19 protein-coding genes and 2 tRNA genes are annotated in these 21,738 nt (G+C 62.2%); 7 read left to right on the top strand and 14 right to left on the bottom strand.

Features of this window, described 5'->3' with window-relative positions:
• Positions 1-73 precede the first annotated feature (73 nt).
• A complete protein-coding gene (gene carA, locus AQS8620_RS05845) occupies positions 74-1,240 on the bottom strand; it encodes a glutamine-hydrolyzing carbamoyl-phosphate synthase small subunit (RefSeq protein WP_085835930.1) in 1,167 nt (388 codons plus the stop codon).
• 193 nt (positions 1,241-1,433) lie between these two features.
• On the opposite strand from carA, the gene AQS8620_RS05840 reads away from it, so the two are divergent.
• Positions 1,434-1,892 (top strand): GatB/YqeY domain-containing protein, encoded by a 459-nt coding sequence (locus tag AQS8620_RS05840; RefSeq protein WP_085835929.1) that lies wholly within the window; start codon positions 1,434-1,436, stop codon positions 1,890-1,892.
• A 261-nt stretch (positions 1,893-2,153) separates the two neighbouring features.
• Positions 2,154-2,339 (top strand): DUF3008 family protein, encoded by a 186-nt coding sequence (locus AQS8620_RS05835; protein WP_085835928.1) that lies wholly within the window; start codon positions 2,154-2,156, stop codon positions 2,337-2,339.
• A gap of 59 nt (positions 2,340-2,398) precedes the next feature.
• Here AQS8620_RS05835 and AQS8620_RS05830 read toward each other — a convergent pair whose 3' ends face one another.
• The 5 genes from AQS8620_RS05830 to lipB form a co-directional block, all read right to left on the bottom strand.
• Entirely contained in the window at positions 2,399-2,899 is a 501-nt protein-coding gene (locus AQS8620_RS05830; protein ID WP_085836158.1) for a DUF2244 domain-containing protein, read from the bottom strand.
• 133 nt (positions 2,900-3,032) lie between these two features.
• Positions 3,033-4,706: a cytochrome c oxidase subunit I gene (locus AQS8620_RS05825; protein ID WP_085835927.1), complete on the bottom strand. Its 1,674-nt coding sequence runs from the start codon at positions 4,704-4,706 to the stop codon at positions 3,033-3,035.
• Between the two features lie 270 nt (positions 4,707-4,976).
• Entirely contained in the window at positions 4,977-5,501 is a 525-nt protein-coding gene (locus tag AQS8620_RS05820) for a c-type cytochrome (RefSeq protein ID WP_234990384.1), read from the bottom strand.
• A 135-nt stretch (positions 5,502-5,636) separates the two neighbouring features.
• Positions 5,637-7,052 carry a TrkH family potassium uptake protein gene (locus tag AQS8620_RS05815; RefSeq protein WP_085835926.1) on the bottom strand — a complete coding sequence of 472 codons (1,416 nt, stop codon included), beginning with the start codon at positions 7,050-7,052 and terminating at the stop codon, positions 5,637-5,639.
• A 41-nt stretch (positions 7,053-7,093) separates the two neighbouring features.
• On the bottom strand, positions 7,094-7,777 hold the full coding sequence (gene lipB / locus AQS8620_RS05810) for a lipoyl(octanoyl) transferase LipB (protein WP_268805346.1): 684 nt from the start codon (positions 7,775-7,777) through the stop codon (positions 7,094-7,096).
• Between the two features lie 141 nt (positions 7,778-7,918).
• On the opposite strand from lipB, the gene AQS8620_RS05805 reads away from it, so the two are divergent.
• A tRNA-Leu gene (locus AQS8620_RS05805) sits at positions 7,919-8,005 on the top strand.
• A 251-nt stretch (positions 8,006-8,256) separates the two neighbouring features.
• Here the strand turns inward: AQS8620_RS05805 and AQS8620_RS05800 are convergent.
• The 8 genes from AQS8620_RS05800 to AQS8620_RS05765 all read right to left on the bottom strand — a co-directional run bounded on the left by AQS8620_RS05800 (position 8,257) and on the right by AQS8620_RS05765 (position 17,985).
• Positions 8,257-11,091, bottom strand: a complete 2,835-nt coding sequence (locus AQS8620_RS05800; protein ID WP_085835924.1) for a Hint domain-containing protein — start codon at positions 11,089-11,091, stop codon at positions 8,257-8,259.
• Positions 11,092-11,260: 169 nt separating this feature from the next.
• A complete protein-coding gene (locus tag AQS8620_RS05795) occupies positions 11,261-12,199 on the bottom strand; it encodes an AEC family transporter (protein ID WP_085835923.1) in 939 nt (312 codons plus the stop codon).
• A gap of 3 nt (positions 12,200-12,202) precedes the next feature.
• On the bottom strand, positions 12,203-13,051 hold the full coding sequence (locus tag AQS8620_RS05790) for an MBL fold metallo-hydrolase (protein ID WP_085835922.1): 849 nt from the start codon (positions 13,049-13,051) through the stop codon (positions 12,203-12,205).
• Complete coding sequence (locus AQS8620_RS05785) at positions 13,048-13,884, bottom strand: TatD family hydrolase (protein WP_085835921.1); 837 nt, start codon at positions 13,882-13,884, stop codon at positions 13,048-13,050. Before AQS8620_RS05785 ends, AQS8620_RS05790 begins: the two co-directional genes overlap by 4 nt.
• 7 nt (positions 13,885-13,891) lie before the next feature.
• Complete coding sequence (locus tag AQS8620_RS05780; protein WP_085835920.1) at positions 13,892-15,046, bottom strand: DNA polymerase III subunit delta'; 1,155 nt, start codon at positions 15,044-15,046, stop codon at positions 13,892-13,894.
• Positions 15,043-15,672, bottom strand: a complete 630-nt coding sequence (gene tmk, locus AQS8620_RS05775) for a dTMP kinase (protein ID WP_234990383.1) — start codon at positions 15,670-15,672, stop codon at positions 15,043-15,045. Before tmk ends, AQS8620_RS05780 begins: the two co-directional genes overlap by 4 nt.
• A 36-nt stretch (positions 15,673-15,708) precedes the next feature.
• Positions 15,709-16,959, bottom strand: coding sequence for a D-alanyl-D-alanine carboxypeptidase family protein (locus tag AQS8620_RS05770; protein ID WP_370737882.1), 1,251 nt, complete (start codon positions 16,957-16,959; stop codon positions 15,709-15,711).
• A gap of 96 nt (positions 16,960-17,055) precedes the next feature.
• Positions 17,056-17,985, bottom strand: a complete 930-nt coding sequence (locus tag AQS8620_RS05765; RefSeq protein ID WP_085836157.1) for an SPOR domain-containing protein — start codon at positions 17,983-17,985, stop codon at positions 17,056-17,058.
• Between the two features lie 485 nt (positions 17,986-18,470).
• Here AQS8620_RS05765 and AQS8620_RS05760 point away from each other — a divergent pair.
• From AQS8620_RS05760 to AQS8620_RS05745, 4 genes are all read left to right on the top strand, one after another.
• Positions 18,471-18,560, top strand: a tRNA-Ser gene (locus AQS8620_RS05760).
• A 258-nt stretch (positions 18,561-18,818) separates the two neighbouring features.
• A complete protein-coding gene (locus AQS8620_RS16835; protein ID WP_143267440.1) occupies positions 18,819-19,283 on the top strand; it encodes a helix-turn-helix transcriptional regulator in 465 nt (154 codons plus the stop codon).
• 428 nt (positions 19,284-19,711) lie between these two features.
• Positions 19,712-20,878 (top strand): tyrosine-type recombinase/integrase, encoded by a 1,167-nt coding sequence (locus AQS8620_RS05750; RefSeq protein ID WP_159453202.1) that lies wholly within the window; start codon positions 19,712-19,714, stop codon positions 20,876-20,878.
• Positions 20,879-21,322: 444 nt separating this feature from the next.
• Positions 21,323-21,607 carry a hypothetical protein gene (locus AQS8620_RS05745; RefSeq protein WP_143267439.1) on the top strand — a complete coding sequence of 95 codons (285 nt, stop codon included), beginning with the start codon at positions 21,323-21,325 and terminating at the stop codon, positions 21,605-21,607.
• Positions 21,608-21,738: the final 131 nt, after the last annotated feature.

The raw sequence follows: 21,738 nt of genomic DNA, 5'->3' as shown, positions 1-21,738 counted from the left end.
GACGGATCGTGCAAAACGACAACAGGCGCAGACGGTTTCCCGCTGCGCCTGTTGGGGATGTCTTGGTCAGGTGTCAGCCCTGCGCGCGCGCGTCCATCGCGGCCGCGAAGCGTTCGAACAGATAGTAGCTGTCCATCGGGCCCGGCGAGGCTTCGGGGTGGTACTGCACGGAAAAAACGGGCTTATCCGCCATGCGTATTCCGCAGTTCGACCCGTCGAACAGGCTGACGTGCGTTTCTTTCACGCCCACAGGCAGGGTCTGGGCATCGACCGCGAACCCGTGGTTCATCGAGGTGATTTCCACCTTGCCGGTTTCGCGATCCTTCACGGGGTGGTTTGCGCCGTGGTGCCCGTGATTCATTTTGATGGTCTTGGCACCGAGGGCAAGGGCAAGCATCTGGTGGCCCAGACAAATCCCGAATACCGGCAGGTCGGCTTTCAGCACGCCTTGGATCATCGGCACCGCATAGGCACCCGTGGCCGCCGGATCGCCCGGACCATTGGACAGGAACACGCCATCGGGATTATGCGCAAGCACCTCCTCGGCCGTGGCAGAGGCCGGCAAGACCGTCACGTCGCAGCCAGCAGAGGCCAGACAGCGCAGGATGTTGCGTTTCGCGCCAAAGTCGATGGCGACCACCTTGTGGCCCTTTTGCGTGCGCGGCGTATAGCCTTCGGGCCAGGCCCAGCGTTGTTCGTTCCAGACGTAGGATTGCGCGCAGGTCACGTCCTTGGCAAGGTCAAGCCCCACCAGACCCGAGAATGCGCGGGCCTTGGCCACCAGGGCTTCGATGTCAAATTCCCCGTCGGGATTGTAGGCCAGCGCCACATGCGGTGCGCCTTGCAGACGGATCGCGCGGGTCAGGCGGCGGGTGTCGACCCCGCCCATGCCGGTGCGGCCGCGTTTTTGAAGCCAATCGGACAGTTCCGCCGTCGCGCGCCAGTTCGAGGGCTCGGTGGGGTCCCATTTGACGATCATGCCTTCGGACACGGGATCGGCCGTTTCGTCATCTTCCGCGTTCACGCCGGTGTTGCCGATATGGGGGAAGGTGAAGGTCACGATCTGGCCCGCATAGGAGGGGTCGGTCATGATTTCCTGATATCCGGTCATCGCGGTATTAAAGCACATCTCGGCGACGGTTGTACCGGTGGCTCCAAAGCCCATGCCGTAAAACAGCGTCCCATCCGCCAGCGCGAGGCAGGCGGTCGGTTTTTCAGAGGTGGTGATAGCGTTCGACATGGCGCGACTCCCGTAGGCTCAAACTCGCCGGAACCTATGGATTTGGACGCGCAGGGTCAAGGCGTGGCGGCAAATTCCAACAAGATGTCGGTAACGCAATTGTTTCAAAGGGTTGCAGAATGTTAACGAGGTTGTGAGTGCCGTCCTGCTACCGTATAATACGGGTTCTGTTCACAGTGGGATGGGACACCCTATGGATATGCGAACTCGGATCATGGAGGCTCTCAAGGCTGCCATGAAAGAGAAAGACGCGGCACGGCTGTCGACGTTACGCTTGATCAATGCCGCCATCAAGGACCGCGATATCGCGGCACGGGGCGACGGCAATGAGGATGGCGTCACTGACGCAGATGTACTTGGTATCCTTGGTAAAATGGTAAAACAGCGTCAGGAAAGCGCGCGGGTCTTCGAAGAAGGCGCGCGTCTGGAACTGGCCGAAAAAGAACGCGCGGAAATCAAGGTGATCGAAAGTTTCCTGCCGCGCCAGCTCTCCGAAGAGGAAGCGCAGGCGGCGGTTGCCAAAGCGATCACCGAGACCGGTGCCTCCTCGATCCGTGACATGGGACGTGTCATGGGCGTGCTGAAAAGCAAATACACCGGTCAAATGGACTTTGGCGCTGCCGGAGGCATGGTAAAGGCCCAATTGGGCTAAACCGCGCTGCTTGTGCGACAGCGACGAGACCTTCGCACAGGTCGCTTTTTTCACCAGCATTAAGTCTTTTGTAACCCCGAGCGGCAACAGTTTGCCGGTCGGGGTTTTTTCATGCGCGCGCGCGGGAACGCGAGGGCGGGTCGCGCATTGAGGTGTTTAACCTGCGCCACTGCATTTGGTGGGGCAGGGACGCGACGATGCGCAGGCGGTGGTCTGCCTGTCGTCAGACTGTGTGACGACACGCATGCAAAGGAGGACAAGATGAAGGCAAAAAGCGAAGTCCAACAAAAAGCCGCTGGCGCTGCCCTATCGGCAAAACGCGGTGAGACCACGGTGCAGGATCTTTGGGGCGCATCCAGGGACCTCTATGAAAACCTCAGCGAAGGCGAGCTGGCGGAAATGGCCGCGGTTGACCATGACGCGGTTCCCCATCGCAAGGCGGGATAGGCCGCCGCGCGTCGGGCGCTTTGCCCCGGACCGCAGTTGGTCCCCGACCAAAGACGGGCCTAGGTGATCCGCCCCAGAACATAGGCCAGATCGTCGCGCAGCGCGCGGCGCTCATCGGGTGACAGGAACGCCCCAAGTTCGACGGTGCGGCCCTCGCCCTTGAGTGTCAGATAGGCCTCGACGGGTTTGTTCCCGCGATGCAGCGTGATGCGCACCCAATAGGGTGTCGCGTTCCATCGGTGTTCACGGCGGTTGGCATCGGTGTGAATCAATGTGATCTGCTGCGGCGTGATCGTCATCACTTCGCGCAGGTGGTCGCGGTCACTCGCGCGAATCGCAATCCACAGCGCGGCGATGCTCGCCATCATCAGCGGCAGGATCACCCAAAAGGCGCTCGTCCCGATAAACGGCACGAGCGGCACAAGCGCCAAGCCGAAGGCCACCCCGATCACCCAGGAAAACCCGCGCGGCGAGAGCGAGCGATGGGGCCAAAGGTCAAGGCGCAGCGGTGCGCCTTGGGTCGGTGTATGACTGTGATCCGGTGTCCAGCGATAGGGCAAGGGGGCGTCCTGCAAATAAAGCCTGTGGTGCATCCTAGCGGGCGCGCGGCCCTGTGCAATGGGGCAGGTGTGGCGGGATGAAATGCAAAAGGCCCCGCAGATGCAGGGCCTTTTTTTGGTGCTCAGCTTGGCCTTAGTGGGCGGGGCTGTGATCCCAGTCTTCGCGCTTGGGGAGCGTTTCGAACGTATGCTCGGGCGGCGGGCAGGGCAAGGTCCATTCCAGCGTATCCGCGTATTCGTTCCAGTAGTTGTTTTCGGTGATCCGGCGACCTGCGAAGATCGTGTAGAAAACAATACCGATGAAGAAGACGAAGGAAGCGAAGGACAGGAATGCGCCCATCGACGAGATCTTGTTCCAGTAGGCGAAGGCTTCCGGATAGTCGATGTAACGACGCGGCATACCTTGGCGACCCAGGAAGTGTTGCGGGAAGAAGGTCACGTTCACACCGATGAAGAACATCCAGAAGTGCACTTTACCGGCCCATTCGGGATACTGACGGCCCGACATCTTGCCGATGTAGTAGTAGACACCCGCAAAGATCGTAAAGGCTGCGCCCATGGACATGGTGTAGTGGAAGTGCGCCACGACGTAGTAGGTGTCGTGATAGGCGCGGTCCACGCCAGCCTGCGACAGCACAACGCCGGTCACGCCGCCGATGGTGAAGAGGATCAGGAAGCCGAAGGCAAAGAGCATCGGCGTCTTGAACTCGACCGAGCCACCCCACATCGTCGCGATCCACGAGAAGACTTTGACGCCGGTGGGCACCGCGATCACCATCGTGGCCATCATGAAGTAGGACTGCTGGGTCAGCGACATGCCAACGGTGTACATGTGGTGCGCCCAGACGACGAAGCCCAGAACACCGATGGCGATCAGCGCCCAGACCATCGGCAGGTAGCCAAAGATCGGCTTGCGCGCGAAGGTCGCGATGATGTGCGAGACAAGGCCAAAGCCCGGCAGAACCACGATGTACACTTCGGGGTGACCGAAGAACCACAGGATGTGCTGGTAGAGGATGGGGTCGCCGCCACCGGCCGGATCAAAGAAGGCCGTGCCAAAGTTGCGGTCGGTGAGCAACATGGTGATCGCACCGGCAAGCACCGGAAGCGCCAGCAGGATGAGCCATGCGGTCACAAAAACCGACCAGGCAAACAGCGGCACTTTGAACAGGGTCATGCCGGGGGTGCGCATGTTGAGGAAAGTGGTGATGATGTTGATCGCCCCGAGGATCGAGGACGCGCCCGAAACGTGCACGGCAAAGATCGCAAGGTCGGTCGAAATCCCGCCTTCACGCACCGAAAGCGGCGGATAAAGCACCCAACCGATGCCCGAACCGAGCTGCTGGTCGCCACCGGGCGACAGGATCGAGGCCACACCAAGCGCGACACCGGCCACGAACATCCAGTAGGACAGGTTGTTGAGGCGGGGGAAGGCCATGTCCGGCGCACCGATTTGCAGCGGCATGAAGTAGTTGCCGAACCCGCCGAAAAGGGCGGGAATCACGACGAAGAACATCATGAGCACACCGTGGTAGGTGATCATCACGTTCCACAGGTGGCCGTTGGGGGTACACTCGCGCGCCGCATCTGCAAACAGACGCGCACCTTCAAGGCACATGTGCTGCACACCGGGTTCCATGAGCTCAAGGCGCATGAAAACCGTGAAACAGACCGACAGGAAGCCCACGGCACCGGCCGTGAACAGATACAGGATACCGATATCCTTGTGGTTGGTGGACATGAACCAACGGGTGAACCACCCGCGATTGTCCTCGTGCTCGTGGCCGTGAATGGCAGCGTCAGCCATGCGGTCCTCCCGAAATTGTGCGTTGTCCCAAAATCCGCGCAGAGGTCTCCCTGCTGCACGGAATTGTGTTCTGTATTAGAGCGGTTGCGCGCGCGGGGCAATGTGTCGATATGCCCTAGGGTGCGAAAAAATGCCCCATGCCCGTTGAAATGCGGACAGGGGGCACGTGGGCGGTGCTGCGCAGGGGCGGGCAATGGGGCGCGCGGTGGGGCCTCGCCTTGCTGCGCGGCGCGGTGCAGGACAGGAAAATTCCGCCCGCCTTAGGTGATTTTACGGCGTTTGGGCGCTGTCCTCGCCACTGTTCTCGACCGTGATGTCCCCAGCACCTTCCCCAGTATTTTCATCGGCACCTTCCCCTGTGCCCTCAGCCGTCGCATCTGCCTTGGCCCCGTGCAGGGCCAGAAATGCCGCGACATTGGACGGTTCGCGCAGCGCTTGCTTGGACATGCCGGATTTGGCTTTGGGGTCGTCGAGGTAATCCTCGAGGAAACCGCTGGTATCGACCACATATTGCGCGATCAATTCGGGTGTCCAGACCAGGCCCGCTTCGCCGGCTGCGACGATGGAGGGTTTGTAGGCATAGCCGTCCAGGCTGCCCGCGGTGCGCCCGACGATGCCGTAAAGATTGGGTCCGGTCTTGCCGCCTTTGACGATAAAACCGTCTGGCCCTTCGATGGCGTGGCAGGCCTTGCAGCGGTTGTAATCCTTGGCGCCCTTGTCGGCGTCGCCCTCGGCAAAGGCCGCAGTGGCGCAGAGTGTGGCGCTGGCAGTGATGGCTGCGATCAGGACTCGCATGGCGTCCTCCCTGTTGTCTGAGTCGTTGCTGGCCTTAGCTTAGGCGCGGGCGCACAGCGCGCACAGGGCGACTATTGTCGCAGGCCCTGCGCGACCTTTGGCGCGTTTGGCCTGCGCGCCGGGCGCGCCGGGCCCTCAGGAATCGCGCCAGAAGCGCGGCGTGAGCAGCACAAAGATGGTGAGCATTTCAAGCCGCCCCGCAAACATTCCAAAGAAAATCAAAATCTTCGCAGGCTCGTTTAATGTCACAAAATTCCCCGCAGGCCCGATGACCGTCCCCACGCCGGGACCGACATTGGCGATGGCGGTCAGCGCGCCCGAAATCGAGGTGGCAAAATCCAGCCCGACAAAGTTCAACGCCAGAGCCAGTGCAAAGAAAGTCGCGAAATAGAAGAAAATAAACCCGATCACCCCCGACAGAACGTCTTCGCCCACAATGCGCCCCTCGTAGCGCACATGGGTGATCGCATGGGGCTGCAGAATGCGCTTGATGCGGGCCACGGCTGCGCGCGTCCCGATGATGATGCGCATGGCTTTCAAGCCGCCAGAGGTCGATCCGGTACACCCGCCCGTCGCTGTCAGCACGAAAAACGCCACCGTCGCAAAGGCGCCCCAGGTGGTGTAATCCGTGGTCGCATAGCCCGTGGTGGTCACGACAGAAACCACGTTGAACGCAACCATGCGCAGCGCTTCGAAAAACGCCGTACCGTTCTCGAACACATGCCACAGCGTCAGCCCGCCGATGGTCACGACCAGCGTGCTGACCATAAGTTGCACCTGATCCGAGCGAAAGACGCGGCGGTGATAGACGCGGATATACCACGCAAAGGGCAGGCCGCCCGCCAGCATGAACAGTGTCGCCTGCCATTGCAGATAGGCACTGTCGAAATGGCCAAAGCTGCTGTCATAATTGGAATATCCGCCCGTCGACAGCGTTGTCATCGCGTGGGTGATCGCGTCGAAGGGGGACATGCCGCCGATGGAATAGCCGATCGCACACAGCGCCATCAGGCTGAGGTAAACGCCCAGCGTGTTGGTGGCAAAGCCGGTCGCGGTGGAAAATTCCTTGTCGCCCTTGTCCGAGCTTTCGGTGCGAAACAGCTGCATCCCGCCAACGCGCAGCATCGGCAAAAGCGCAATGCCCATGACGATAAAGCCGATGCCGCCCAACCCCTGCAAAAGCGCGCGCCAGAACAGGATGCCGCGCGCCGTGGTGTCCAGACCCGACATGACGGTCGAGCCGGTGGTGGTGATGGCGGACATGCTTTCAAACAGCGCATCCACCGCGTCGAGGCGGTAGTGCCACAGCGGCAAGGCACCCGCAAACGCCGCCGTCAGCCAGACGGTCACCGTCATCAGAAACTGGTGCTTGCGGCGCACTTCGCCAAAGCGGTTGATGGTGGCAATGACGAAAATCGTGCCCAGGGTCGCGCAAAACAGGGCGGATTCGAGAAAGTCGAGGCGGCTGGCAGGGAATACGATGGCATTGATGACCATCAGCCCTGAAAAGAACAGCAAAACAGCGGCGTTGACGAAGATCACAAAGTTCATCTTTGGCCGCTCATTTGTTCCCTCGGTGCCCCAGACCTATCTCAGCCAAAGACCGTTGTGAAGCCGCGCCGCAGCGCAAGATCCACATCGTCCATCGTCACGGGCAGGCCCAGATCGACGAGCGAGGTCACGCCGTATTCGGTGATGCCGCAGGGCACAATGCCGCTGAAATGCTCCAGATCCGGTTCCACGTTGATCGACAGGCCGTGAAAGGACACCCATTTGCGGATGCGCAACCCGATGGCGGCCACTTTGTCTTCGGCGATTTTTCCCGTGATGGTCAGCGGCTTGTCGGGGCGCTCGACCCAGACGCCCACGCGCCCCTCCCGGATCTCGCCGGTGATGTTGAACTCGGCAAGCGCCGCGATCACCCAAGCTTCCATATCGGCGACGAATTTGCGCACGTCACGGCCGCGCGTGTTGAGGTCAAGCATGGCATAGGCCACCCGCTGCCCCGGACCGTGGTAGGTATATTGCCCGCCGCGCCGCGTCTCATAGACCGGAAAGCGGTCGGGCGCGACGAGATCGCTGATCTTGGCCGAGGTGCCCGCGGTGTAGAGCGGCGGATGTTCAACCAGCCAGATCAGTTCCTCGGCCTCGCCGCGCGCAATCGCATCGGCGCGCGCCTCCATCACCTCTAGGGCCGCCTCGTATTCTGTCAGACCTTGGGAAATGCGCCATTCGACCATCGGAAAACCTCTTTCGTATAGGTCTGATTTAGCCAGTTGGCGCGCGGGTTTCCAGTGCTCAAACCGCCGCGCGCCGCGGGTGAAAGGGGCTTTGGAAAAAAATGCGAGGGCGGTGAAATTCACTCTTGCAGGGGCAGGGCGGCTTCGTTAGATAGCCCCTCACCAAGTCAAGACAGTGCGGTCGTGGCGGAATTGGTAGACGCGCAGCGTTGAGGTCGCTGTGGGGTAACTCCCGTGGAAGTTCGAGTCTTCTCGACCGCACCAACTTGGATCAGGGTCTACCAAACCTGATCTGACTTGCGAAAATAGCGCGCCCCTCGGGGCGCGTTTTTTCGTTCTATGCCTTGGATGTGCGCCTTGACGGGTGTGCGCATTGATTTTGGACCCGTAATTTGGGGCCTGTAATTTGGGGCCTGTAATTTTGGACCCGCAATTTTGCGCATCTCCGCCCTGAGCCTACCTGCGCAAGGGCCATCCCCCCCCCGCGCCCGGGGCAGGGCGCGCAGGGGGGTGTTTCAGGCCAAAAGGGCGGCTTCGTGGCGTTTGAGACAGCGGCGCGCAAGCGGGCCGTGACTGTTGGGCAGCGCGCGCAACTCGGGGAAAATGCTAAAGAATTCAGCGCGTTCCATTTCGTCAAGCGTGTCCATTGCCATGCCTCCGGGGTGAAAGCTTTCCGCCGCGGCCCCTTCGGCAAAGACCACCTCGTGCTGGTCGAACATCATGTGCAGATAGGTGACCTCGCCGCCATGGCAGGGCCGCACATTGGCATCGTTGATCAGATGTTTGGCGGCGACGAAAACTTCCGGCTCGCCAAACAGCAATTCCGCGCGCCATCCCGTGACCAGCATCCGATGCTCGGGCGAAACCCGCAACACGCGCGCGTTGCCCAGGGTGCCTTGCGCGATTTCGATCGGTGCCAGCGCCGCTGTGGCCGTCAGGCTGCGCGATCCGATCCAGCGCAGCGGTTGCGGACCGTGGTCGCGGGTGAGCACCAGATCGCCGATCACCAGATCCTCGATCGGGCGCGGGCCAAAGGGGGTCGCAATCCGCGTGCCCGCGGTAAAACAGATGACGCTTTCAATGTTGGAGAAATTGACAACCGTCCCGTCGATGAGCGTCGCATAGCCCGAGCGCCCCGGCGTAATCGTGTCCTCGGAGGTATAGGTCACCGGTCCGGCGAGCGTGCCGTTGAAGTTCAGCACATCGCCGCTGGTCTCATCCTCCTCGCCACCGTAGATGTTGATCGTCGCGCCATCGAGCGTGTCACCGTCGATGTAGAAAATGTCGTTGCCCGCGCCCCCCGTGGCCGTGTCACCCGATCCCACCAGCATCTGGTCGTCGCCCGCGCCACCGTCCAGCGTGTCATAGCCTGCGCCGCCCGACATCCCGTCGTTGCCGTCGCCGCCATAGATCGTGTCATTGCCGCTGCCGCCGCCGATCAGGTCGTCGCCCTCGCCGCCATAGACGATGTCGTCGCCGTCGCCCGCATCGATGATATCATTGCCGCTGTCGCCGTAGATCGTGTCGTTGCCGCCGTCGCCCCAGATCCGGTCGTCATCCGCGCCGCCATAAATCAGGTCGTCGCCGTCCTCGCCGTGCAATTGGTCGTTGCCCGTGCCCCCATAGATCGTATCGCCGCCGCCGCCGGTAAAGACAACGTCGTCCCCTGCGCCCGCATCGACGAAATCCTCGTAGTCGCCCGTGTCGACCCCGGGGGCATCGTCGATCGTGTCATTGCCATCGCCGCCATAGACCACATCCGCGCCTTCGCCGAACATGATCCAGTCGTCGCCCGCGCCGCCCTCGATATAGTCGTTGCCGGTGCCGCCATAAATCTGGTCGTTGCCATCGCCGCCGTAGAGTTGGTCGTCGCCCCCCTTGCCATCAAGGTAGTCGTTCCCCGCGCCGCCGTAGAAAATATTGGTATAGCCGCTGCCATCGGTGGCTTTGCTTTCGCCGTCAAAGCCGATCAGCGTGTCGTCGTAATCCGAGCCGATCAGCCCGTCGATGCCCGTGCCGCTGTCGCCCTCGGCGTCGCCCCCCGAAAATGTGCCCGCGCCCAGATCGACGTTTACGCCCGACGCGGAGTTGGAATAGTCGATGGTGTCCTGACCGGTGCCACCATGCATGGTGTCGGCCCCTTGACCGCCCATGATCGTATCGTTGCCCGCGCCGGCGTTGACGATGTCATCCCCGAGGCCGGGGTCGATGAAATCATCGCCGTCGCCGGCGTTGACCACATCGTCAAAGCTTTCATAGATGCTGGTAAAGGCGATATCGGACACATAGACCGTCTGTGCGCCGCTGCCGCCGTTGTTGTAGTCGATGACGATGTAGGACACCGCCCCGTCGATCTCGACAAGGACCGATCCGGCCAGCTGGTCGGGATCGTTCAGGCCACCGTTGCCCGTCACCGTATTGCCGTTGACCGTATCCGAGCCACCGGCCGTCAGCGTCACCGCCAGAGCGTTGCCTTCGGCGTCAAACGCCGTGACGCTCAGCACATCGGAGAAGCTGCCGCTGTCCACATCGTTGAGGCGAAAGGACACGTTTTCGACTTCGGAATTGGCCTGCGAACCATCAGCCGTTTCAAAGTCGATCACGATGGTGGCGGTATTGCCATTCCCGTTGCCAGTCACATTCAGCGAGGAATTGGTGCCGTAGGTTTCACCGTTTGCGACATATTGGGCGGTCGAGGTGTTGATCTGGTTGCCGGTCATGCGGCCGTCGTTGGTGACGGTTGCCGTGACGGTCACGCCGCCCACATCGTCGGAATAGCTGCCGTTGCTGCCGTTGGCGTTGGACCAGTGGAACATCACATCGCTTTCGCTGACACTGTCGATCTGGTCGCCCTGCGTGTCGCCGGTGTAATTCTTGTCGATGACGTCGTTGCCCGCGCTCCCCGTGACCACCCCGTCCGAATAATCGGCATAGGAGAAGCCATCGTTGCTGGTGCCCATGTCGGGGTCGTTGCTGTAGCTCACCACTTCGTATTCGTGACCGGCGATCAGCGGTTGTTCGGACAGCGTATAGTTTCTGGCGCCCCACCCGCTGCCGACCGTGAACTGCACAACCTGAAAGGTTTCCCCCGTCGCGGTGTCGGTCACGGTCCAGACGCGCTCGGCCTGAACGGAATTCGTGGTGGTGGTGCCGTTCATCGTGACGGTTGCGGTGGCGTTTTCCCCGCGGCTGTCGTCATCCAGACCCGTGCCGTTGGTGCCGGTCTGGTTGTCGGTGATCACCGCGGACCCAAGGGCGGCAGCGCCTGAATACACAGCCGTCGAGCCGGAGGAGGTGCCAAACAGTGTGGCCGGATTCACATCGTAGATATTGACGTTATATGTGGGCACAGAGTTGCTCCGCTAAAATGGGAAGCCCCCCCGAGTGAGAGGGCCGTTAACCATTTCTCGCGCCTGAAAGGGGCGCGACTGGGGCAAAGATCGGGCTTTGATGCGAAATCTCGTGGGTTGGAGGCCATCGTTTCGCCACAGGAAACGACGCCATGTCCCGATGCGTTGATCAAGGCAGGATGGACAGCCAGCCCCAGACCGTCAGAATGGAAGCCACCGTCCCAAGCAGCACGGCAGAGGCCGCAACACGGCGCGAGGCCCCATACATATTGGCAAAGATATAGGTGTTCACCCCCGGCGCCATGGCGGCCGAAATCGTGAGCGAGCGCAGCGGGCCGGTGCCAAGGTGGAACAGCTGGGTGCCCAGCAGGTAGGCGACCGCCGGGTGGATCAGCATCGAACACATCAGCGCATAGCCGATGAGACGCAGATCGCCTTCGGGCTTGTAGCGCAGCAGGACCGCGCCAAGGCCAAACAATGCGGCCGGAATCGCGGCACGCACCATCATTTCAATCGCCGACCACAGGGTCTGGGGCAGGGCGAGGCCGGAAATATTGACGATCCAGCCCAAAACAATGCCGATCACCAGCGGATTGGTGACAATGCCGCGCCCGATCTGGCGGGTGAGCGCGCCGCGCGCGATGCCTTGCCCCGAGGAGCGCACGATTTCCATCGCGCAGATCCCCAGACCGTAAAATACCGGCGCGTGGATCGACAGGATGGCATAGTTCCATTGCAACGCATCGCTGCCATAGGCGCGTTCGGTGATCGACAGGCCCAGCAGCGCCGAGTTGCCAAACACCGCCACCATGCCGACGACGACCGCTTCGACGCCCGAACGTTTGAACACAAAACGCGCGCCTAAAACGGCGACAACCGCCGAGGCCAGCGCGCCCGTGTAAAAACTGACCAGAATGGGGGCGTGAAACGCATCCCCCAAATCCACCCGCGCAATTCCGGCAAACAACATGCAGGGCAGGGCGAAATTCTGCGCAAAGCGCATCAGCCCGTCTGCAGCGCTTTCGGAAAAGATGCCGCGCAGGGCCGCGACGTAGCCAAAGCCGATGACCAGAAACACCGGAAGCACAACGTCGAGAAGAATTTGCATGTCTTAGCCGTTCGAAAGAGTGTCAGGGTGAGCTTCGGGCAGGTCGAAATCGATTTGCATCCCGTCAAAGGCAGGGCGGATATGGGCCGGCAGATCACGCGCCAGCGTGGCGTAATCCATATCGATATGCAGGTTGGTGATCACCGCGCGCTCGGGGGCGAGTGTTTTGATCCAGGCCAGCGCCTTGTCGAGGTTGGCATGGGTGGGATGGGGTTTGTAGCGCAGCGCATCCACCACGAACACCTCCAGCCCCGTCAAGGCGGACAGGGCCGCGCTGTCCATTTCGAAGACATCCGGCAGATAGGCGACATCGCCGATGCGAAACCCGAGCGCGTCGATCGCGCCGTGGTTCACTTTGAAGGGGGTCAGGGTGATCGCCCCGCCCGCACCCTCGACGCGGATCGGCCCGTCGATCGTGTGCAGGTCCAGAATGGGGGGATAGCTTGAGCCGGACGGTTGGATGAACGCATAGCCAAAGCGCGAAATCAGATCGTTTTGCGTATCGCCATCGGCCCAGACTTTGACGCGGGTGCCCATGTTGTAGACGATCATCCGCAGGTCATCGAGCCCGTGCACGTGATCGGCGTGGGAATGGGTGTAGACGACCGCGTCCAGCCGTCCGACACCGGCACCAAGCAGTTGCGCGCGCATATCGGGCGAGGTGTCGATCAGCACGGTGGTCTTGCCCTCAGGGCCGAAGCGTTCCAGCAGCGCCGAGCAGCGCTGGCGGCGGTTTTTCGGCTCGGTGGGATCGCAGTCGCCCCAATCGCCGCCCGCGCGCTCGGACAGGCGCGGCACGCCCCCCGACGAGCCGCAGCCCAACAAGGTGAGGCGGCAGCTTGACGCGCTCACGAGAGCACCGCGCGGGTGAACAGCCGCTCGAAATTGGCCTCCGTCAGGGCGGCAAAATCGGCGTAATCCATGCCAAAGGTCTCGGCGGCTCTGCGCGCGGTCTGCGCCACATAGGCCGGTTCGTTGCGACGGCCGCGATGGGGCGGGGGCGCCAGATAGGGGCTGTCGGTTTCCACCAGCAGACGGTCTTTGGGCACGTCCAGAAAAATATCGCGCAGGTCCTGGGATTTGGGAAAGGCGGTGATGCCCGACATCGACAGGTAAAACCCCAGATCCAGCGCGGCTTTGGCAAGCTCGCGAGAGGAGGAAAAACAGTGCATCACGCAAGGGTAGGCCCCCTTGCGGTGCTCCTCGGTCAGGATCGCCGCCATATCCGCGTCCGCGGCGCGCGCGTGGATGATCAGCGGCAGTTGCGTTTCGCGCGCTGCCTCGATGTGGATGCGCAGCGAGCGACGCTGCACATCGGCGCTGTCGGAGGAATAGTGGTAATCAAGGCCGGTTTCGCCAATGGCGACGAATTTCGAATCCTCGGCCAGTGCGACAAGGTCGTCAACGCCCGCCAGCGGTTCTTCGGCGGCAGACATCGGATGGGTGCCTGCGGCCCAGAACACCCCCTCATGGGCGTGGGCAATCGCGCGTACCTGTTCGACCTGGCGCAGCCGGGTGCAGATGGTGACCATCCGGTGCACACCGGCTGCGCGGGCGCGGGTGATCACCTCGGGCAGTTCCTCGGCGAAATCGGGAAAATCAAGGTGCAGGTGGCTGTCGGTGATTTTTACCGCAGCGGCGTCGTCGCAATGGGGGGGGAGAGAGTGGGGAGCTTGCGCAGTCATCTGGTCCTCAGCCGGCCGCCAGCGGGCGCGCCGTTTCGTTTACCTTCAGAACCATATCAAGGATGAGCGCGGCAGGGTCAAGGTTGACCGCCCGTGCATGGGTGGCGCGGGCCGACAACTCTTGCTGCAATGTGGCCCAAACGCGCGCCGCATGGGCATCGGGCGCAAGGCGGCGCATCACATCGGCTTCCGCGCGCGCGGCTTCGACCACGGGCGGCGCCCCTGCACCTGTGCGCGCAAGGCGGGTCAGGAACATGTCCATCAGGCGGATGATCAGGTCAAAGCGCTCCGCATTGCCCCGCCCCGCAGCGCTTTCGGCTAGTTTCAGCGCGCGGGTGCGGTCCAGATCGGGAAGGGCGGCAAAGAGCGACACGAGTTCGCCATAGACGGCAATCCCGTCCATATTCATCAACCGCAACGCTTCCCCGACAGACCCGCTCGCCAATTGCGCAAGCGCCTGGGTGTGCCCGTCCTGATCGGGATCGGGCCCGCCGTCGATGTCATCTTGCGCGTTTGCCAGAGCTTGCGCCATCTGCGGCGCGTCGAGCGGCGAAAGGCGCAAATCGCGACAGCGCGACCGGATGGTGGGCAAAAGTCGCGAGGGCTGGTGGGAAATCAGCAAAATCGTGGCGCCTGCGGGCGGTTCTTCCAGCTGTTTCAAAAGGGCGTTGGCGGCGGAGGTGTTCATTTCATCCGCCGCATCGACGATCACCACCCGTCGCCCGCCATCCGCAGAGGACATCTGGAAAAACGTGTTCAGCTTGCGCACCTCATCCACGGTAATCTGGGACTTCAGCTTGCCGGATTTTTCGTCCCACGCGCGTCGTACCAGACACAGGCGCTGTTCGGTCAGGGCATTGGCGCGCCGCGCAGGTCCGCTTTCGGGATCGACATCAAGGCTGTGCGGGACTTCGGGCGCGCCAAACAGCCCGCCGCCCGCGTCGCCGGGCTGATCCAGCAAAAAGCGTGCAATGCGCCAGGCCAGCGTGGCTTTGCCCACCCCTTTGGGGCCGTGAACCAGCCAGGCATGGTGCATCCGGCCCGAGTTATAGGCGTCCAGAAAGGCGGCCTCTGCCGCCTCATGGCCGATCACGCGCGGGGCAAAGCGCGGATGGCGCGCGCCGTGGACGGTGTCGGCCTCGGGGATGTCGGGATCACTCATGCCGGCTGTTCTGGCTTTTGGGACAGGCGCATGGTCACAGCGGCCAGCACGTCACGGGCCACACAAGCAATGTCGCGCGCGCCGTCTATGACGACAAAGCGTGCGTTCGCTTTGGCAAGGTCCAGAAAGGCGGCGCGCATTTTTTCCTGCAAATCCACGCCCATGTCCTCAAAGCGCTCTTCATCGCCACCGCGCCCCTTGGCGCGCGCGAGCCCTTGGGCGGGGTCCATGTCGATAAGCACCGTGAGGTCCGGTTCCACGCCGATCATCAACCCGTGCAGCGCATCCACTTTGGCGCGCAGATCGCCGCGCGACACGCCTTGGTAGACGCGGGTGCTATCGGCAAAGCGGTCGCAAATCACGATGTCCCCGCGCGCAAGGGCAGGGCGGATCGTCTGTTCCAGATGATCGCGCCGCGCCGCCGTGAACAGCAGCAGCTCGGTTTCCGGCGACCAGCGATCGGGATCGCCCTGCAAGACCAGCGCGCGGATTTCCTCGGCGCCGACCGAGCCGCCCGGTTCGCGGGTTAGCACACAGGGCTGCCCCTGCGCCTCCAACGCGGCGGCAAGCCTGCGTGCTTGGGTGGATTTCCCCGATCCGTCAATACCTTCGAAGGTGATGAACACCGCTGTGTTTCCGATCCGCTATCGTGTCGTTGTCGTTTAGTTGGTGACGGTGGCCGCATCTTGCGCTGCGGCGTCGTCCGCGCTCTGTCCCAGACCGACTTCGCTGGCAAACTTGCCCGCAAGCACCGTCGCGGCCGTGCGCAGGCGCGGGATGAAGCCGCCCCGCGCGACCGAGGTATCAGACACCAGAGGCAGGCGTGCATCGGGCAGTCCGGCACGTGGCACGACCAGTTCCGCAACCGTATCGCCCGCCATGATCGGCGCGACAAGCGGCGATTGCATCACGACTTCGCCGTCGATTTCACGCCCCTCGAGGGCGGGCACTAGCACGGACAGATCGTCGCCTGCGACCAGCCCGATTTGCTGCTTGTCGCCCATCCAGACACTCGCGGTGGCAAGGCGCGTGCCCTGCGTGGCAACGGTTTTCTGGGTGAACTGGCGAAAGGCCCAGTTCACGATGGCTTCGGCTTCCTGAGCGCGTTCGGCTTCGGAATTGAGGCCCGAAATCACGAAAACGATGCGCCGGGTGCCCTGCATGGCCGATCCCACAAGCCCGTAACCGGCCTCCTGCGTGTGGCCGGTTTTCAGGCCGTCCGCCCCGATCCCGAGGCGCAGCAGCGGGTTGCGGTTGTTGACATTGGCCGGTGCGCGCCCGTCGAATTCATACATGCGCTGGCCGAAATAGCCGTAATATTCGGGGAATTCGGTGATCAGACGCGTCGCCAGCGTGCCCAGATCGCGCATCGACATGCGCTGGTTGGGGTTGGGCCAGCCCGAGGCATTGGCAAAGGTCGAATGGGTGAGGCCGATGGCAGGGGCGCGTTCGTTCATCAGGCGGGCAAAGGCGTCCTCCGAGCCCGCAAGCCCTTCCGCGACGACGACGCAGGCGTCATTGCCCGACAGCACCACGATGCCTTGGATCAGTTCTTCGACGGTGGGGCGGTCCTGCTCGTTGAGGAACATCGTCGAGCCGCCCATTTCCTTGGCCCGCGTCGAGACGTTGAACCGGGTGTCAAGCGACACACGGCTGTCGCGCAACGCCTCGAACAACATGTTCACGGTCATCAGTTTTGACATCGAGGCAGGGGGAAAAGGGGTGTCGGCGTCCTTTTCCAACAGCACGGTCTGCGTCGTGAGATCATAGACCCACGCGGCGCGCGCTTGGGCTTCAAACGCCTGTGCGCCGCTGGCAATGGCAAGCGTGGCCATGACGCCAACGGCCACGCGGCGGGCGCGCGACATCACGCGCGCGCTGAGCGGGGCGACAAGAGAAGCGGGCTGGAACATGGTCTGTCCTTTGCTCTGGTGCATCGCGGCGGATGCGCGAGGCCTGGGATGCAGGCCGCAAATAAGGGCGCGCGCGAGGCGCACCCCCGTGTGGAATTAATGCGTGACCGCATAGGCATCGGTGAAACCGGCCGCCTTCACTTTTTCAAGCAGCGTGCTGCGTTCTGCCGCCGAGGTTGCAGGGCCGACCACAACCCGCCAGAACGGCTTTCCGGAGTTCTCGCCCTGCTTCACGGTGGCCGCGATCCCTTGGCTACCAAGCATCTGCACGGTGCGGCTTGCGTTGGCCTCGACCGAGAAAATCCCGATCTGCAAGAAGGGGCGGTCAAGCGCGGTTGCGGCTTTTGCCGGTGCAGCGGCCGCAGGAGGCGTGGCGGGGCGCGGCGCAGGGGTTGCAACGGCTGCGGGCGTGCCCGCGTCGATCGCGTCCAGCGCCGCCGTGGCTTCGGCAACGGGGTCAAGCGGCGTTGCGGCGATCGTTTCGGACCCGAGCGCATCGGCTTGGGGCATCGGCATCGCTTCGTCGGGAAGGGCGGCCGAGGGCACGGGATCTGGCGCTTCTTCGCGACGCAGCGCGGTGACATTGAGGGCTGCAGGCGCGCCGGCCAGCATCCCAAGCGCCGCTGCCGCATCGGAGGAGACCTGGAATTCGGGCCCGGGCGAGGTGCGCTCGCGTTTGAACAGCGCCCCGATCACGAATTTCCCGTTGGCCGTGTTGCGGATGATAACGCGCTCGGGGTCTTTGACCTCGGTATGCGCCACCCAAACCCCGCCCAGCGAGGGCCGCCCGTCCCACAGGCCTTCGTCATCGACCTGGAAGACCTCGGGCGCTTCGACATCGCGCTCGACCAGCCGTGTGGAGGTGTCGGTCGCGATTTCGGGCGTGTCCTTGTCTGCGGTGTTGAAAAAATCGGTTGTGTCGCAACCGCTCAAAACCAGCGTTGTGCCAAGCAAGGCGGCAATCACGCCGCGTCTGCGCCTCGATGTGCCGCAAACCCAGCGGCGTCCGGTGATGTGACCTGTCATTTTATGCCCCTTCGAGCCGCAGCTGATCCGCGATCCCGTTACCCCGAGAGGCGCCAAAAACGCCCCTGAATTCTTTTCGTTGCCCGCATTCTGCCGAGCATTTCTTTCCGTCGCGCCCGGCGTCTCGTCCGGCGTCTCACCCGTTGTTTCGCCCGGGCTTGTCACCCCGGCACGGCCCCTGACATCGCGCAGCTTTGTCACGGCCCACCCAGTGGCCAAAGCCGGCCACGGCGGGAGCGGTATGTCCTGCGACATGGCCCGTTCCCTGCGCAGGCGCGTTAAAAGCTCACGACACCCCGACGCGCGCGCTGCGCCGATAGTCTAGACGCGCCCGCACGCCGTGAAAAGCCCGCATCCCGGACCCAGCGTGCTTTCGGCAGGTTTCAGCATGACAGTTGCGTGAAAGCGGGCGCGATTGCAGGCTTGTGGTCACGCCCGTGAGCCGCTAAATCGGTCCCACCGCGAGCGCAGGGCGCTTGCACTGCGGAAGTGTGGCCGAGTGGTTTAAGGCTCTAGTCTTGAAAACTAGCGTGCGGGGAACCGTACCGTGGGTTCGAATCCCACCGCTTCCGCCAAATTTTTCATTTAAGATAATGATTTTTAAGGTATTTTTGTTTTGGTTGTCGCCGTGGTCCCACATTCAGCCCCACATTTGAAACGGATAGAATTTTTTCCGCACTGCCGTGGATTTTCCCTCTTGATCACAGAATCTTTTTGGGTAATTCCTGAAGCATGCGGTGACATCGCGGCTCACGAGGGCGCTACCGCAAGAATTTAACTGAAATAGCTCGTACATAGGACGTGTGCCAGTCTCCCGACCAGAGGGTAGACGCATGTCTAAGACGCACGAAATCCAACTCAATTTCTTTGATTCCGAGACCTCCGCCTCAGAGCTTACTCGAAGCCCTGCTGCCGAAGAAGTCTCGCAAGTGTCCGCTCAGGCCGCGCCTGTGGATGTTCCAATCGCGACACAGGCTAAACCTGCGGCTGCGCCTGCCAAAGCTTCCGCGCCGTCGCTGGGCAAACCTCTTCCTGCCCGTGAGAGCGCCGCGCCGCGCGACCAGCTTCAAAATCAGTTCCTGTCTGATCGTGCGGTCGCAGCGCGCTACCACGTCTCGCGTCCGACGATTTGGCGGTGGGTGAAGGCGCGCGCGGGATTTCCCCAGCCTCTCGCGATTGGCGAGGGCACCACGCGCTGGCGGTTGGGCGACCTCATCGCCTTTGAGCAAACGCTGGCATGGTCTGCTGGTGCGCCGCCGGGTGGCTCAGGCCCAAGGGGGAAGGGGCCTGCGCAATGAGCCGGGGGTATCGCCACGTCCGGCCCCGCGCGAACCTTGTCTATTCTGTCGCGGACGTCATGGCCCTCTATGAGGTGTGCCGTAACACGCTCTCGAGTTGGGTGCAGGCGGGCTTGCGGCCTGTTGATGGTCACATCCCCCAGCTGTTTCGGGGTGCGGAATTGGTGCGTTTCCACAAACTGCGGCAAGCTCGAACGGGTCAGCAATTGCGCTCGGGCGAGTTCAAATGTGTCCGCTGCAAGGCCGCTGTTTTTCCGGAGCCATCGACGCTGCAGATCTGCCGCAACGACGATCGTGCAGCAAGCGCTTGGGCGCAGTGTCCGGACTGCGGTGCGCGCGTGTTGAAGTTACTGAGTGAGACGGAATGCAACAGGCTTGAAAAATGCGTCGATACCAACACGAGCTTGGTCCCGTCAGACGAATATAAAATGCCAGATCCGGCTGGTATTGGGACAGATCAGCATAGTTCCGGCCCCGAATTCGAAAGCGCGAACGACCGGATCCTGTTTGCGTGGCAAATCTATGCTGGGAAATACGACGCAAAAACCGTCGATGCACATCTGATTTCGATCCGCGATTTTGATCGGTTTTGTCAGGGGAAAAGCTATTCCAAGGTCACGAAAGAGGACAGCGGCGCCTATCGCAAGCACTTGATTGAGCGGGCCGGACAGCGCACTGAGCAGGGCGGTCTGAGCCGCGCGACAGTCCAGCACCGCTCCTCGCACCTCAAGCAGTTCTTTGTGTGGCTGTCCAACGAGCCGGGCTATCGCGCCCTGTCGGGGGTCGGGGGATATTTTGCGTTGCCCAAAGGCCTGAAAGCCATGAGCGGGCGCGAGAAAAGCAAGGTATTCCCGTCGCTCGCGCAGGCCGAAGCGATGCTCGAAAGCCTGCCTGCGCGTGATCTCAAGGAACGTCGGGACAGGGCCATCTTTGCGATGTGCTTTCTGGCGGGCTTGCGGGAGTCTGCGTTGATCTCGCTACGGCTTGGGCATGTCGATCTTGAGCGCAAAGAGGTCATGCACGACGGCGCGACCCTGCGCGCCAAGAACGGCAAGACCTTTGTGGTGAATTGGTTTCCGAGGACGCCTGCCTTTGCGCAAGTCGTGCTCGCTTGGGTTGAAGAAGTCCGGGCGCTGGGCCTGCGCGACGATGACGTCCTGTTTCCGGATGCCAAGGTGCTTGCGAGCGCCGCCCGTTGGCCCCTCGAGGGGCGCGAAACCCTCACGCCGATGCGCACCGCAAGCGCCGTCGACGCGGTCTTTGCACGCGCCGGCGAGGGCATTGGCACGCGCTATCTTCCCCATTCCGCGCGTGACACTCTGGCAGACCTCGGCAGCAAACTTTGCCGCACGACCGAGCAGCACAAGGCATGGTCGCTGAACCTCGGCCACTCGTCGGAGGAGATCACAAGGCGGCACTATGCCAAGGTGGGCGACGCGCGCAAGGCAGAGATATTCGAGGACTTCGAGGTTGTTGAGCTCTATCTGGATGAGGAAAAGGATCTTTTGTTAAGGTACTACGAATACCAGATCGACAGGGATGACCCCGACTTCGAACGTGCGCAGGCGCTGGTCGAGAGGCGAAGGTCACGATGAGGGACGGGGGCCAAGATAAGGAACTCCGTTCATCGCAATCCATCCAAAGTTGATTTTACAAGGCTGATGGATAGATGGATCGGTATTGTGGGTGCCTTCTTGCGAGGCGTGCCGGTGCTTAGTTACGTCGCTTGTCGCGGTGAAGGCGTTGGCGCGAGGTTGGGCCGGGCGTGCCGCGCCTTGGGTTGCCCTAAGACGAAGAAAACGATCAGTTCCCAGGTGGTGTTTGGAGTGGCAAGAGGCCCGACATGCCAAAGCTCTTTCTTGCCAAGGATCGGCCCCTTCAAAAGGGATAGACCTTTGCCGGGCGTTTTGACGACAAGACGCTCGATGTGCCTCTCGCCTCGATCCGCTATTGCGAGGCGCTGTGCGAGGGCAAGCCGTTTGATCTCGATGGCGTCCCCTTATTGGGCGCAGAGCCAGGCGCCCCATGGTGCCATGCACATGATCGGTTCTCTGCGCGACGCCAAGCATCTGACCCACGCCCGGCGACGCGCCTGGCCGCAGAACATGGGCCACGAAAGCGAACGCATCACCGTGACCCATTCCGCCAACATGTCAGACGCCCAAGGCGCCGACGTTTTGGAAAGCATCGCTCACGACCGCGTTGCCGGTGCTGTCAGCCTGTCTGGCGACCAAAAGGTCGCTCTAGTGGATGGGGTGATGGCGCAGTTGCTCGCGGGGGTGAGGGAAATCGGGGGCGCTGGGAAGGTGGAGCAAGGTCGTTGACATGATGGGCGGATGTTGTTGAAAAAGTCGGCCGAAATCGCCGATTTTGAGGCTCGCCGCCGCTGAGCCAGGCCGTTGCATTCGGGTGATTACCCGTTCTTCCGCCTCAAGGCGGCATGATGGCCGCTCAG

This window comes from Aquimixticola soesokkakensis, assembly GCF_900172375.1.
In the GTDB taxonomy this organism is placed as follows: domain Bacteria; phylum Pseudomonadota; class Alphaproteobacteria; order Rhodobacterales; family Rhodobacteraceae; genus Aquimixticola; species Aquimixticola soesokkakensis.
The sequence above is the reverse complement of the archived record's forward strand: the minus strand, read 5'-3'. Positions and strand labels throughout refer to the sequence as shown.

Coding starts and splice junctions, on each gene's coding strand:
- carA (WP_085835930.1), bottom strand. CDS start 1,240: ATGTCGAACGCTATCACCACCTCTGAAAAACCGACCGCCTGCCTCGCG.
- AQS8620_RS05840 (WP_085835929.1), top strand. CDS start 1,434: ATGGATATGCGAACTCGGATCATGGAGGCTCTCAAGGCTGCCATGAAA.
- AQS8620_RS05835 (WP_085835928.1), top strand. CDS start 2,154: ATGAAGGCAAAAAGCGAAGTCCAACAAAAAGCCGCTGGCGCTGCCCTA.
- AQS8620_RS05825 (WP_085835927.1), bottom strand. CDS start 4,706: ATGGCTGACGCTGCCATTCACGGCCACGAGCACGAGGACAATCGCGGG.
- AQS8620_RS05820 (WP_234990384.1), bottom strand. CDS start 5,501: ATGCGAGTCCTGATCGCAGCCATCACTGCCAGCGCCACACTCTGCGCC.
- AQS8620_RS05815 (WP_085835926.1), bottom strand. CDS start 7,052: ATGAACTTTGTGATCTTCGTCAACGCCGCTGTTTTGCTGTTCTTTTCA.
- AQS8620_RS05795 (WP_085835923.1), bottom strand. CDS start 12,199: ATGCAAATTCTTCTCGACGTTGTGCTTCCGGTGTTTCTGGTCATCGGC.
- AQS8620_RS05785 (WP_085835921.1), bottom strand. CDS start 13,884: ATGACTGCGCAAGCTCCCCACTCTCTCCCCCCCCATTGCGACGACGCC.
- AQS8620_RS05780 (WP_085835920.1), bottom strand. CDS start 15,046: ATGAGTGATCCCGACATCCCCGAGGCCGACACCGTCCACGGCGCGCGC.
- AQS8620_RS05770 (WP_370737882.1), bottom strand. CDS start 16,959: ATGTTCCAGCCCGCTTCTCTTGTCGCCCCGCTCAGCGCGCGCGTGATG.
- AQS8620_RS05765 (WP_085836157.1), bottom strand. CDS start 17,985: ATGACAGGTCACATCACCGGACGCCGCTGGGTTTGCGGCACATCGAGG.
- AQS8620_RS16835 (WP_143267440.1), top strand. CDS start 18,819: ATGTCTAAGACGCACGAAATCCAACTCAATTTCTTTGATTCCGAGACC.
- AQS8620_RS05750 (WP_159453202.1), top strand. CDS start 19,712: ATGCCAGATCCGGCTGGTATTGGGACAGATCAGCATAGTTCCGGCCCC.
- AQS8620_RS05745 (WP_143267439.1), top strand. CDS start 21,323: ATGATCGGTTCTCTGCGCGACGCCAAGCATCTGACCCACGCCCGGCGA.